Origin of the sequence: Paraburkholderia sp. JPY465, assembly GCF_050436725.1 — a bacterium.
GTDB lineage: Bacteria > Pseudomonadota > Gammaproteobacteria > Burkholderiales > Burkholderiaceae > Paraburkholderia > Paraburkholderia youngii.
Genome location: NZ_JBNDMT010000003.1, coordinates 578,914 through 591,364 on the forward strand (window position 1 = coordinate 578,914; position 12,451 = coordinate 591,364).

At 66.3% G+C, this 12,451-nt stretch carries 10 protein-coding genes and 1 pseudogene; 4 read left to right on the top strand and 7 right to left on the bottom strand.

The window, feature by feature from the left end; genetic code table 11:
• Positions 1–36: 36 nt before the first annotated feature.
• The 4 genes from QFZ94_RS17275 to QFZ94_RS17290 all read right to left on the bottom strand — a co-directional run bounded on the left by QFZ94_RS17275 (position 37) and on the right by QFZ94_RS17290 (position 3,275).
• Positions 37–1,428, bottom strand: coding sequence for a hypothetical protein (locus QFZ94_RS17275; RefSeq protein WP_429458413.1), 1,392 nt, complete (start codon positions 1,426–1,428; stop codon positions 37–39).
• 25 nt (positions 1,429–1,453) lie between these two features.
• Entirely contained in the window at positions 1,454–2,131 is a 678-nt protein-coding gene (locus tag QFZ94_RS17280; protein WP_410849589.1) for a hypothetical protein, read from the bottom strand.
• Positions 2,128–2,679 (bottom strand): hypothetical protein, encoded by a 552-nt coding sequence (locus QFZ94_RS17285; protein ID WP_429458415.1) that lies wholly within the window; start codon positions 2,677–2,679, stop codon positions 2,128–2,130. The genes QFZ94_RS17280 and QFZ94_RS17285 overlap by 4 nt, the downstream gene beginning before the upstream one ends.
• Positions 2,680–2,798: 119 nt before the next feature.
• Positions 2,799–3,275: a hypothetical protein gene (locus QFZ94_RS17290; RefSeq protein ID WP_429458417.1), complete on the bottom strand. Its 477-nt coding sequence runs from the start codon at positions 3,273–3,275 to the stop codon at positions 2,799–2,801.
• Between the two features lie 539 nt (positions 3,276–3,814).
• Here QFZ94_RS17290 and QFZ94_RS17295 point away from each other — a divergent pair.
• Complete coding sequence (locus tag QFZ94_RS17295; protein ID WP_368586563.1) at positions 3,815–5,209, top strand: sigma-54 dependent transcriptional regulator; 1,395 nt, start codon at positions 3,815–3,817, stop codon at positions 5,207–5,209.
• A gap of 246 nt (positions 5,210–5,455) precedes the next feature.
• Positions 5,456–6,427 carry a thymidylate synthase gene (locus QFZ94_RS17300; protein WP_429458419.1) on the top strand — a complete coding sequence of 324 codons (972 nt, stop codon included), beginning with the start codon at positions 5,456–5,458 and terminating at the stop codon, positions 6,425–6,427.
• A gap of 104 nt (positions 6,428–6,531) precedes the next feature.
• On the opposite strand, the gene QFZ94_RS17305 is transcribed toward QFZ94_RS17300, so the two are convergent.
• Entirely contained in the window at positions 6,532–9,135 is a 2,604-nt protein-coding gene (locus QFZ94_RS17305; RefSeq protein WP_429458421.1) for a DUF6600 domain-containing protein, read from the bottom strand.
• 172 nt (positions 9,136–9,307) lie between these two features.
• On the bottom strand, positions 9,308–10,021 hold the full coding sequence (locus QFZ94_RS17310; protein ID WP_368586561.1) for an ArsR/SmtB family transcription factor: 714 nt from the start codon (positions 10,019–10,021) through the stop codon (positions 9,308–9,310).
• Between the two features lie 186 nt (positions 10,022–10,207).
• Between QFZ94_RS17310 and QFZ94_RS17315 the strand changes: the two genes are divergently transcribed.
• Together QFZ94_RS17315 and QFZ94_RS17320 are read left to right on the top strand one after the other, a co-directional pair.
• The gene (locus tag QFZ94_RS17315; RefSeq protein ID WP_368586560.1) at positions 10,208–10,348 is read left to right on the top strand and encodes a hypothetical protein; all 141 of its coding nucleotides are present in this window, start codon (positions 10,208–10,210) and stop codon (positions 10,346–10,348) included.
• Between the two features lie 119 nt (positions 10,349–10,467).
• A pseudogene (locus QFZ94_RS17320) lies at positions 10,468–10,972 on the top strand (acyl-CoA thioesterase).
• Positions 10,973–11,045: 73 nt separating this feature from the next.
• Here QFZ94_RS17320 and fumC read toward each other — a convergent pair.
• Positions 11,046–12,443 (bottom strand): class II fumarate hydratase, encoded by a 1,398-nt coding sequence (gene fumC / locus QFZ94_RS17325; protein ID WP_368586558.1) that lies wholly within the window; start codon positions 12,441–12,443, stop codon positions 11,046–11,048.
• Positions 12,444–12,451 lie beyond the last annotated feature (8 nt).

Consider the following 12,451-nt stretch of genomic DNA (forward strand, 5'->3'; position numbering starts at 1 on the left):
CTTCTTCTGCTGGCCCGCGGTCGTCGCGTCGTCGGCTTACTTGCCGCTGTTCAGCGCCGCGATGGCAAGTCCGTTGTGCTGCAGATTGCCCGCGCCGCCGGCGATGTTCACGCCGATGTTGCCGGAGGCGCCTTTCAACGTATCGGCCCCGAGACTCGCGGTGCCCTGGAACTGCCCGTGAACGACCATCGTGGCGGATTGCGAGTTGTCATCCGTTGCGTCCATCGCGGTGGTCAGCGCCTTGCCCGGCGAGGTCGTCGTCACCGCGCCGGCGAGCGCGTTGTCCTGCGCGTTGCCGATGCCGGAAGCGATGTTCACGCCGACGTTGCCTGTCACACCCGACAGCGACCCGTTGCCGACCGACGCGTTCAGATTGAAGTTATGGATCGCCGCGCTGCCGCTCGAGGACTGCACGTTGAAGTCCTGCGCGTTGCCGAACACGTTGCCGACGTCGACCGACGCGAGCGACACGTCGTTGCTCTGCGCGTTGTCGATGCCTTCCGCGATGTTGATGCCGAGGTTGCCCGACACGTTGCTGGCCGCGTTGGTGCCGGTGGTCGCGTTCAGCGTGGCGGCCGCTTCGTTGTTGATGTGCTGCGTGATCGAGCCGCGCGTCGTCACATCGGTCGTCGTCATGCCTTCGTCGATGCCCCACAAGGCGCCGTACGCGTTGGTCGACGAAGAGCTGCTGCGCGAGTAGCTCGACGATTGCTCGCCGATCCTCGCAAAGCCGGAGCCTTCGCTCGCCTTGAAGCCCCACGAACGGCTTTGTCCGGACGCTTCGCTCGCTTCGAAGGCGCCGGCGACGCCCGACGAGTTCGAGTAGCTCGATTCGCGATAACCGGCGTGCAGGCCGCCGTGGGCGCTGAACGAGCCGCTGCCGTGCGAGGGCGTGTTGTGGTCCTGATAGCTGTAGCTGCCGCCGATCGAGCCGCCCGCCGAGAGATGGCCGCCCGAGTTCTGACTCGTGTGCGAGAAGCTGCCCGCGATGCCGGCTGCCTGCTGGCTGGTTTCATAGCCGCTCTTCGTCACGCTCGCGCTCTGGCTGCCGTACGCATAGCTGCCCGAAGCTTCGAAGCCCTGCGCGTTCGAACTCGACGAGGTATGGCTTTGCGTCGTGAACGCGAATGCCGCGCCACCGCCTCTGAGCGAGCTCCTGTTGTTGTTGATGGTCGTGGTCACGGTGCCGGTGGTGTAGGTCTGCGCCTGCGGATCGAGCGTCGCGTTCACGTTGACCATCTGGTTGTTGTTGATCACCGCGTTAGCCGTGCTGGAGACATACACGCAGCCAAACAGTCCGACCATACCCTCGACGCCGACCATCTCGCCGACGACCGTCGTATTGAACAGGTAGGCCTTCTGCGGCGCGGCAAGCACGCTGCCGGACGCGGCAACGAGAACGGCCGTGGCAATAAGAGTGCGCTTCATGATTCGCTCCGATACTTAAGTGTGGTCAGTTAAAAAAAGTGCCCGCCGGGGGACGGAGCACAAAACTGTTTGCCGTGGCATTACCGGCGCCGGCTGCCTGGTTGATCTGCACGATTCCGCTCGCGTTACGGAAGGCATCGCTGGAAATGCTTGCCTCGCGCACGCCGTGAATCGTGTTCGACTGCCCCGGACTGCCGTTTTTCGGGGCCGTCGCGGATAGCTCCCCATCCGAGACAGTCTCGACTCCGAGCGCCGCAGTCCCGATCTGGGTGCTGTTGCGCTGCAGATTCCCTGCTCCGGCCGACTGGTTCACCAGCACCGCGCCGGAGGTGTTCGAAAACGCATGGGCCTCGATCGACGCTTGTGCGCGCGGCACGTTCGCGACCACCGACGCGCTTTGCAGGCTCGCGTTCGCGTTGCCGACGGCGGCGCCTTTCGTCACCGTGATCTGGTTGATCTGCGCGTTGTCGAGGCCTGCGGTTTCGTTGACCGAGAGCGCGCCCGTCGCGCCCATGCCCGCGCCGCTGCCGATCGTCGCGGTGGCGCCGACGACCGGCACCGCCGGCGACTGCGCGCGGGACTCGCCGGCGACGAGCGCAGCGACGCCCATGCACAGGCACGCGCAGACGCGCAGGGCAGTGCGCGCCGAAGTGAATTGCAGCGATTGCAGCGATTGCAGCGAGGGGCGCAGGCGCGTGCTCATTTCAGACCTCCGAGCGCGCCGCCGAGCACGTTCGACAGCGGCGCGAGCGCACCCGTCACCGACGAGCTGATCGTGCCGCCGACGCCCGTCGCCGGTCCGCCGATACCGCCCGCGTTCAGCGGGATCGTGTTGCCGGTCGCCTTGCCGGAGAGGATCTGCGTGACGGCCTGCATGCCGGTGCCGCCGAGCACGCCACCCGCGACGACGCCGTTCGAGCCGTGTGCGTTGGTCAGATCGGTGTCGCCGACGAGCGTCGCGATCGTCGGGTCGAACGAATTGGCCGGGAACGTGGTGGCGCGCACCGCGACCGGGTCCTGGTCGCGCGGCACCGGGACGAACGCGTCGCGCGGCGTGACGCTGCGCTCGACGATGATGTCGCCGGGATTGGCGACCTGCTCGGCATGCGCCTGGCTCGCGAAGCAGGCGCTGACGAGGACGCTGGCGAGGAGGGCGGTGCCGGCCAACGCGGCGCGCGGCAAGACCGGAGCGATGCTGAACGAAGCCGCCGGCAGCCCGAGGGCGTGCGGCTTCTGGTGGTTCGTGCTCATGTCCCGGTCCCTTCTCTGTTGTTGCTTGTGTCCCGCCGTCGTGGGGCGCGTCAATTTTGGCGCGGCCACCGGTCCCGCATTCCCTGGTTATTTGCTATCGGTTCGTTGCTTCGTCCTGCTTACCTGCGCTGGTATGCCGCGACGTTGCCCTGGGCGGCGCGTGCTGCATCGACGGGCACGGGCAGCGGCGAGGGCGGGGCGATCTCGTCCCACAACGTCACCTGGTTACCGCCGCTTTGCATCAGCCGCGGCGGCGCGGCGACCATCAACATGCCGACTGCGCCGCCGCGTTGCCGCGACAGGATCTGGTCGTCGAGCGAAATATCGTTCATCGATGCAGCATCGGCAGCCGGGTTCGACGCGTTGGCGGCAAGCTGGCTGTCGTCTTCCGCGGCAACCGGCGAAGCGGTTTGCAGGCTGGGGGAGGCGGGCTCGGTGGCATCGTTGAAATTCGCCAGCGTGACGGATCGCGTCGGAGCGGTTGGCGCTGTCGGGGTGCCGGCACCCGCCGGCAGAGCGCTGAGCGCGAGGGCTGCGCAAATTGCGAAAAATGGCGCGCGGCAGCTTATCAGATCGATGCGGAACGCGAGTCGCATGATGTGTCTCCCTGGTGTTCGCCATTTAGCGAAACATGTGCCATCGCTCGCAATCCATTGATGCGTCTGGCCGCCACCAGCGGAATGACAACTAATGCGTTCGAAATCGGGAAAAAACGTTGCAGCACTGAAACGGGTCAGCAGAAAATACCTATAATTCGATAATCCGCAAGGTACGAACTACCGTCGCGAGAACGCCACGAAAAGCGCTTCCACTAATGTTTTATTTGTCGGCTGAATAAATGGAGATCGGCCGCTAAACCATGATGGGCAAGGGGTCCATCGATTAAATTCGCATAATTGTTTTCGAAGCGGCGCACGTATAGTAAGCTCTCGAAAACAGCTTCAGATTTAAAAAAAGGCCCATATCAGGCCGTCTCAAACACACACGCCGCTTTCTTGGGGATCAGCTGTCCGCACGGAATGGAATGGCCGTTCGGGTTTTGCGATTCGCGAATCCCGGACGAGTCAGCGTGTCTGAACCGCAGTTTCAGGTGCATGCGTCGTCCTTAACGTTCGTTGACGAGAGGATCTGAATAATGGAACCCGCAACGCGGCAACTGATTTACGTTTCGCGTGACCCGAGCGCGGAACTGAATACGCGTTTTATGCAGCGTGGCTGGCATGTGGAAGTCGTGGGATCCGCGCGCGATGCGCGCCGGGCAGTGCGCACCGGCTCGGCAGCTGGCGGCCTGCTCGATTTGTCCAGTGATTTCCAGCCGCACGAAATCGCCGCTTTTGAATCCTGTTTGACCATGCCGAACGTCGGCTGGGTTGCTGCGACCACGCCTGGCCAACTGAAAGACGCCGCGTTGCGCCGGCTCGTGCGCGACTACTGCTTTGATTACGTGACGGTGCCGTCTTCTGGCGACCGTATCGTCGACTCGGTCGGTCATGCATACGGCATGATTTCGCTGAGCGACACGACCTCGCACGACGGCTTGCAAGGCGCCGAGGGCGAGATGGTCGGCTCGTGCGACGCGATGCTCGCGCTGTTCCGCTCGATCCGCAAAGTCGCGATGACCGACGCGCCGGTGTTCATCTCCGGCGAATCGGGCACCGGCAAGGAGCTGACGGCGGTCGCGATTCATGAACGCTCGGCGCGGCGCAACGCGCCGTTCGTGCCAATCAATTGCGGCGCGATTCCGCCGCATCTTCTGCAATCGGAACTGTTCGGCTACGAGCGCGGTGCGTTCACCGGCGCGAACCAGCGCAAGATCGGCCGCGTCGAAGCGGCCAACGGCGGCACGCTGTTTCTCGACGAAATCGGCGATCTGCCGCTCGAAAGCCAGGCGAGCCTGTTGCGCTTCCTGCAGGAGCGCAAGGTCGAGCGGCTCGGCGGACATACCGCGATCGATGTCGACGTGCGCATCATTTCGGCTACGCACGTGGATATGACCGCGGCGATGATCGAAGGGCGCTTCCGTTCCGACCTGTATCACCGCCTCTGCGTGCTGCAGATCGACGAGCCGCCGCTGCGCGCGCGCGGCAAGGACATCGAACTGCTCGCCCGGCACATGCTCGAACGTTTCAAGAAGGATGCGAGCCGCCGTCTGCGTGGCTTCGCGCCCGACGCAATCGCCGCACTTCATAACTACGGCTGGCCCGGCAACGTGCGCGAGCTGATCAACCGGGTGCGGCGCGCGATCGTGATGTCGGAGGGACGTGCGATCACCGCGCGCGACCTCGAACTCGCCGAATACGTCGAGATCGTGCCGGTGTCGCTCGCGCAGGCGCGCGAAGCGGCCGAACGTCAGGCTATCGAACTCGCGTTGCTGCGGCATCGCGGGCGGCTCGGGGATGCGGCGCAGGAACTCGGCATCTCCCGGGTGACGCTGTACCGGCTGCTGTGCTCGCACGGCATGCGTCATATGGAAGGCGAGCCGATGTCGGCGCCGCACGGCGATTTGCCGGCGTCGGTGCAGCATCTGTAGGCGGCGAGGCTGGCGACGCGGCATGTGAAGGTCTGGCGCGTCGCCTCGAAGCACTTTTGCGTGCACGTTTGCCGCTCGCATCTATCGTGTACCGCGTGGTTTTCCTTTCCGTCTGATATTCCCCCTCGATATTTCCCAGGCGGCGCGCCATGCCCCGGCGTCGTCCGGTCGCGCTTGTTAGAATCGGGCTTTGCTCAATTCCGTGAGCGCGCCTGATCGGGTTCGCGCCGCGTCGAAGGAAACCGCATGAAACAATACCTGGACCTCGTCCGCACGATTCTCGACACCGGCACGTGGCAGGAAAACCGCACCGGCATCCGCACCATCAGCATGCCCGGCGCGATGCTGCGCTTCGATCTGCAGCAAGGCTTTCCCGCGGTCACGACGAAGAAGCTCGCGTTCAAGTCGGCGATCGGCGAGCTGGTCGGGTTTCTGCGCGCTTCGCGCAGCGCCGCGGACTTCCGCGAGCTCGGCTGCAAGGTGTGGGACGGCAACGCGAATCAGAACGCGCAGTGGCTCGCCAATCCGTATCGCGAGGGCCCGGATGATCTCGGTGACGTGTACGGCGTGCAATGGCGCAAGTGGCCCGCCTACAAGGTGCTCGACGCCAGCGCGAGCGCGCAGCTGGCCGACGCGCAAGCGCGCGGTTTTCGCGTGATCACGCAGTTCGACGAAGATGGCCGTTCGAAGGTGCTGCTTTACAAGGCGATCGATCAACTGCGCCAGTGTCTCGACACCATCATGCAGAACCCCGCCGATCGACGGATTCTGTTCCATGCCTGGAATCCGGCCGTGCTCGATCAGATCGCGCTGCCGGCTTGCCATCTGCTGTACCAGTTTCTACCGAACGTTACGCGCCGCGAAATTTCGCTGTGCCTGTATATCCGCAGCAACGACGTCGGGCTCGGCACGCCGTTCAATCTGACGGAGGGCGCGGCGCTGCTGCATCTGGTCGGACGCTTGACGGGCTATACGCCGCGCTGGTTCAGCTATTTCATCGGCGATGCGCACATCTACGAGAATCAGCTCGATATGCTGCACCAGCAGCTCAAGCGCGAGCCGTACGAGAGGCCGCGGCTCGCGATTTCCGATCGCGTGCCCGACTACGCGAAGACCGGCGTGTACGAGCCGGAATGGCTCGAGAAGATCGAGCCGGCGGATTTCTCGCTGATCGGCTATCAGCATCACGAGCCGCTGACAGCGCCAATGGCGATCTGATGCCGGTGGAAGCGGGGCGCTAGCGTTCGCCCCCGTCGAATGTAGAAAAGCCCCGCGATGGTTTGCATCGCGGGGCTTTTTTGTCGCAACGGCAGGTGTCCTGCTCAGCTCCTGTGATGGTCGTCGCGATTGCCGCCGCCCTGGTGCTGCTCGACGTGTTGCGGTTGCGGCTGGGGTTGCGCACGGGGCTGTTGCACTGGCTGGGGCCGCGGTTCGGGGCGCGGCTGCTGCATCTGCATCTGCGGACGCGGCTCTGGCCGGGCTTGCGGCATCGGCATTGGCTGTGGACGCGGCTCGAAATGTGGCTGCTGGGCCTGCTGGAATTGCGGCTGGGGCCGAGGAACTTGCGGCATCGGCTGCGGACGCGGCTCGAAATGCGGCTGCTGCGCCTGCTGCAACTGCGGCTCGGGCCGAGGGGCTTGCGGCATCGGCTGCGGACGCGGTTCGAAATGCGGCTGTTGCGCCTGCTGCATTTGTGGTTCGGCACGCGGTTGCTGCGGCGCGACGGCGCGCGGCACCTGTTGCATCGCAGGCGGATGCCAGTTCGACCCACGCGCCTGTTGCTGCGCGGACGGGTTTTCCGGTGGATGCGGCACACCGGACTGCGGCGCGACGCTCGGCTGCTGCGGACGGCCGGACTGTTCGATGCGCGGCGCCTGCTGCGCCGTCGGCGTATGCGGCTGCGTCCATGCGGGCTGAGACCGACCGACCGCACCCCATTCCTGCGGCGCGCCATGCTGCCGTGCGTGCGCCGCCGCGTCGGCCGGATTACCGCCGCCTGCTTGCGGCGGCCGCGGCACTCCGTTCGACGGATGGCCCAGATTGCCCGCGAACCCGCTCTCTCCAGGCTGCGGCGGACGCGCGTTGCCGATCATCTGCGGCGGCATGCCCGCGCGCGCTTGCGGAGGCGCTTCGCCACGCGGCCTCACGGCGCCAGCTTCACCGGGCCGCTGACCGGCCTGCTCGACGCCATGCGGCGCGTTGCCGCCGATTGCGCCTGGCGTACCAGGCGCACCCGCCGCCATCCCCGGCGGACGTCCCGGCACGTGCGATTGCACGACCCGCACATTCGCCATCGGCAGCGCGCCCGGAGCGCCGGTCATATGCGCGGGCACCGAGGTGCGCACGACCGGCTGGCCGCCGCCGGGCACTCGACCGCCGCTTTGCGCGAAGCGTTGCGCGAGTTCGTCGTGATAAGCAGCGGGCATGACGGGATTGCGGGTCGCGACTACGGGCCGGCCGACGACGCTCGCCGGTGGCCGATAGTTCGCGCGCCGCAGATCCGACCCGAAGCTTTCGCGCACCGGCGCGATCCCCGGTGCACCCGGATTGATCCGCGCGTTGCGCCACTGCGCCGGGTCGACTTTCTGCGAGAAGCGTCGGACCGGCTGACCGTGCACGAACGCGGTCGCCGGCACGGCCGTCACACAGCCCGGCACGCGATAGTTCACGTACGTGTTCACGTTGCGGTGGTAGTCGTTGAAGATCGACGTGCGGTTCACGCGGTTGTAATACCCGGCGCTCCAGCGATCGTGACCGCGCCAATGTGGATGCCACGGCTCGCCCGGCCCGAGCGGAAACCACGCGACCCCCGCCGCGATGACGCCGCCGACCGCCAGGTTGACACCCCAGTCGGCGCCGCCGCCGTCATCACCGACGAACGCGACCAGCGCCGGCGCATAGGCCGGCGCCACGTCCGCTTCGAGCGGACCGGGCACCCAGGCCCACGTGCCGTCGATGTCAGCCCAGCGGCCGTAGTGGTACGGCGCGAATCCCCAAGGCTGGTCGTCGACCCAGGTCCAACCCCAAGGCGCCTGCCAGACCCAGCGGCCGTCGTGATACGGCGCCCAGCCGGCCGGCGTCGCGTTCGGCACCCACACTGCGCCGTACTGCGGCGTCTCGCGCCATGTGCCGTTGGCATCGAGATCCTCGTAGCCGGGGATGTCGCGCGACACGTAGCGCGCCGACAGCGAGCGGTCTTCGGTGGCGTCGCGACTGGCGGCCCACTGGTCGAGTTCGTCGGCAGCGGGCGCGCGGCTGTCGGCGAGCTGCTGCAGGTCGGTGCCGGCAAAGCGGATCTGCTGGCCCGCCGCGACCGGCACCTGGCCGCCGTCGCCGTACGCAATCGCGCTGCCGCTGCGCACGGTGACGGTCGTGCTGCTGCCGTCGGGCGCGACGTCGACGCGGTAGTCGCCGGGACCGTTCACGCCGAGCGCAAGGTTCGGCGTGTCGATTTCATACGACGACCCCGGCGCGAGTTCGCGCACGCGGGTCGACAGCGTGCCTTGCGCGACTTTCAGTTGCGCGGTCGTATCGTCGAGATTGAGCACGTCGAGGCTCGTGTTCTGGCCGAGGCGCACCGCGGTCGAGCCAATGTGCAGTTCGGAACGTGCATTCTGGTCGTTCCACAGCTGGTCGCCGGTCGTCAGCGGCCGGTTGATCTGCGCATACGACCAGTCGGTTGCGCCGGCTGGCTCGGTGGTCACTGCGCCGGCAGTGTAGTTCAGACGCGCGATGCGCCCAGGAGGATCGCCCCCCGACGGTTCGCCGCCCGACCCGACGGCTACCGCGGCGGGTGGCGCAGGTGGCGCTTCCTGTGCGAGAGCGGTTTGCGCAGCGAGCGCGACGACAGCGGACGCGATCAGCGTATAGCCGCTGATCCGGCGATGAATCCCGGCTTGCCGTATGGGTTGCTTGGCGTGTGTCATGACTGATCTCCGACGGACGCGGCAATCGGCCGAGTCCGTTCAGTCACTGTACCTGCCGCCTATGTTTCAAGGCCCGCACCTTTGTAAGGTGGATTCGCTCGCCTGTAACAAAAGGTCTCGCGCGGGTCTCGCGCGGGTCTCGCGGCTCCGCCGGCACCGTCAGTTCAGCGGCCTATCGGGTCAAAAACGCATCGAATTGCTGATGACCGGCTGGCGTGACGCGCAGAACGCGAGGCCGCTCGGTCCGCTCGACCCAGCCATGCGCCGACCACGCGTCGAGCAACGCCGCGCCGAGCGCGCCGCCCAGATGCGGCCGGCGCATGCTCCAATCGAGGCAGGTGCACGCGAAGCGCCGCCGCCGGGTCTTCTGCGCGGCGAGGTCGATGCCCCAGTCGGCGAAGCGGGCGGCGCCCTGAGCGGTCGCTTCGAGCGATTCGCCGTTTTGCGTCAGCAGCCCGCGCTCGAGCATGCGCTCGAACATCCGCACCGACAGCTCGCCCGCCATGTGGTCGTAGCAGGTGCGCGCAAAGCGCATTTCCACCGGCACGGTGCGTGCCGGACGCGGCACGGAGCGCTGCGGCGCGCTGACTTGCGCGACGTTCGCGAGTGCTTCGATCGAGGCGGCGATATCCGCCGACGCGATCCGGAAATAGCGATGCCGGCCGCGCACTTCGAGCGCGAGCAGCCCGCCGTCGGTAAGCCGTCCGAGATGGGCGCTCGCCGCCGATGGCGACAGCCCCGCGATCATCGTCAGTTCGCCCGCGGGGCGCGCGCTGCCGTCCATCAGCGCCCACAGCATCGCGGCGCGGCCGGGATCGGCGAGTAGCGCGCCGATGCGGCTCAGGCCGGGGAAGTGGTTCTGGTCGTCTAAGAGGGGGGCGGTCATGGCGCGTCTCCTGAAGGGGCGGCAAAGGGCGCCGCCACGATTTCCACTCTACGCGCATCCGGTATTCGATGTTTCAGCTTTGCGTGAACAATCAATGTGACGGAGGTGTCACGCTCGCCCGCGTTCCCGCGCCGTCTCGTGCCGCCAGGCTAGAATCGAAGCCTGTTCTTGCAGGAATACGATGTGATGAAAACGCTTCTGGCCGTCGCCGCGACGGTTCTGCTGTTCACCGCCTGCGCAGGGGGCGGAGCCGGCTCGGGCTCGGCCGGCAGCGGCAGCATCAGCATGTACGGCACCATCGACCAAGGGATCACCATCCACAATTAGGCCGACCACCGGCCCCTCGGCGTGCCGCGCGCGGCGTGTTCCATGCGACGCCGCGCCGCGCGCAATATTGCGCTCGTATAATCGCCTCCTTTCAATGCATCCGATTGACCGGAGTCAAGATGAGCACTGTTCCCACCGCACCGCTGGACCGTTCGGAAACCACCTTCCGCTTTCTCGCCGAGCCGACCTCGGTCAACTTCGGCGGCAAGGTGCACGGCGGCGCGCTGATGAAGTGGATCGACGAAACCGCCTACGCATGCGCGGCGGTATGGTCGGGGCGCTATTGCGTGACGGTCAGCGTCGGCAATATCCGTTTTCGTCGGCCGATTCTCGTCGGCAATCTGGTAGAGCTGCGCGCGCGTCGTCGCGACGGGCCGCACCAGCATGCACATCCACGTGTCGGTGCATGCGGGCGACCCGAAGGGCGGCGAACTGCGGCAAACCACCGACTGTCTGGTCGTGATGGTCGCCGTCAACGAGAACGGCCATCCGGTGCCGGTACCCGCTTTCTTGCCCGAGACCGAGGAGCAGAAGCGCCTCGCCAAGTACGCGATGGACGTGAAGGAAGCGCTCGACGCGATCGTCGAGCTCAAGCCGGAAGAAGTCGCGCAGGGAAAGATCTGAGCGCGGTGGGGCGGCAGGGCGGCGGGCGCTGCGCCCGTTTCTCGCGCCTTCTGTCACGCCGCCTCGCGCATCATCATGCCGTGCGTCCGACCATATCCTTCGGTCGCACCCACTCGTCGAACTGCTGCTCGGTGACATAGCCGAGCGCCAGTGCGGACGCCTTCAGCGTCGTGCCTTCCTTGTGCGCCTTTTTCGCGATCTGCGCGGCCTTGTCGTAGCCGATGTGCGGATTGAGCGCCGTCACCAGCATCAGCGATTCGTTCAGCAAGGTATCGATGCGCTCGTGATTCGGCTCGATGCCGACCGCGCAGTTGTCGTTGAAGCTCTGCGCACCGTCGGCGAGCAGCCGCACCGACTGCAGCACGTTGTGCGCGATCATCGGACGGAACACGTTCAGCTCGAAGTTGCCGCTCGCGCCGCCGATGTTCACCGCGACGTCATTGCCGAACACCTGTGCGCACAGCATCGTCAGCGCTTCGGACTGGGTCGGATTGACCTTGCCCGGCATGATCGAGCTGCCCGGCTCGTTTTCGGGGATCGACAGCTCGCCGAGACCGCAGCGCGGGCCGCTCGCGAGCCAGCGGATGTCGTTGGCGATCTTGTTCAGGCTCGCCGCCACCGTTTTGAGCGCGCCGTGCGCGAATACCAGCGCATCGGCGGCCGCCATCACCTCGAACTTGTTCGGCGCCGACACGAACGGCAAACCGGTCAGCTTGCCGATCGCGGCGGCGACGCTGTCGGCGAACTTCGGATGCGCGTTCAGTCCCGTGCCGACCGCGGTGCCGCCCTGCGCGAGTTCGTACAGATGCGGCAGCGCCGACTCGACGTGCCGGATGCCGTGCTCGAGCTGCGCGACATAGCCGGAGAATTCCTGGCCGAGCGTGAGCGGCGTCGCGTCCTGCAGGTGCGTGCGGCCGATCTTGACGATATCGGTGAATGCTTTCGCCTTGGCGTCGAGCGTATCGCGCAACGTTTTCAGCGCGGGCAGCAGATGCTTGACGATCGCGTCCGCGGCGGCCACGTGCATCGCGGTCGGAAATACGTCGTTCGACGACTGTCCGCGATTCACGTCATCGTTCGGATGCACCTTGCGCGCTTCGCCGCGCTCGCCGCCGAGCAGCTCGCTCGCGCGGTTCGCGATCACCTCGTTCAGGTTCATGTTGGTCTGCGTGCCCGAGCCGGTCTGCCAGACCGCGAGCGGAAATTCACCCGGATGCTTGCCGTCGATGATCTCGTCGGCCGCCTGCATGATCGCGCGGGCCTTCTGCTCGTCGAGCACCCCGAGGCCGAGGTTGACCTCGGCGGCCGCGCGCTTGATCACCGCGAGCGCGGTGATCAGTTCGGGCGACTGCTTTTCCGTCGAGATCTTGAAGTTCTGCAGCGAGCGCTGCGTCTGCGCGCCCCACAGGCGAGCGTTCGGCACCGCGATTTCGCCGAAGGTGTCGCGCTCCATCCGTACGTCTTCAGTCATGGTTGACT

Bases quoted from the DNA above. Each gene is read 5' to 3' on its own strand.
- QFZ94_RS17275 (WP_429458413.1), bottom strand. From the start codon at position 1,428: ATGAAGCGCACTCTTATTGCCACGGCCGTTCTCGTTGCCGCGTCCGGC.
- QFZ94_RS17280 (WP_410849589.1), bottom strand. From the start codon at position 2,131: ATGAGCACGCGCCTGCGCCCCTCGCTGCAATCGCTGCAATCGCTGCAA.
- QFZ94_RS17285 (WP_429458415.1), bottom strand. From the start codon at position 2,679: ATGAGCACGAACCACCAGAAGCCGCACGCCCTCGGGCTGCCGGCGGCT.
- QFZ94_RS17290 (WP_429458417.1), bottom strand. From the start codon at position 3,275: ATGCGACTCGCGTTCCGCATCGATCTGATAAGCTGCCGCGCGCCATTT.
- QFZ94_RS17295 (WP_368586563.1), top strand. From the start codon at position 3,815: ATGGAACCCGCAACGCGGCAACTGATTTACGTTTCGCGTGACCCGAGC.
- QFZ94_RS17300 (WP_429458419.1), top strand. From the start codon at position 5,456: ATGAAACAATACCTGGACCTCGTCCGCACGATTCTCGACACCGGCACG.
- QFZ94_RS17305 (WP_429458421.1), bottom strand. From the start codon at position 9,135: ATGACACACGCCAAGCAACCCATACGGCAAGCCGGGATTCATCGCCGG.
- QFZ94_RS17310 (WP_368586561.1), bottom strand. From the start codon at position 10,021: ATGACCGCCCCCCTCTTAGACGACCAGAACCACTTCCCCGGCCTGAGC.
- QFZ94_RS17315 (WP_368586560.1), top strand. From the start codon at position 10,208: ATGAAAACGCTTCTGGCCGTCGCCGCGACGGTTCTGCTGTTCACCGCC.
- fumC (WP_368586558.1), bottom strand. From the start codon at position 12,443: ATGACTGAAGACGTACGGATGGAGCGCGACACCTTCGGCGAAATCGCG.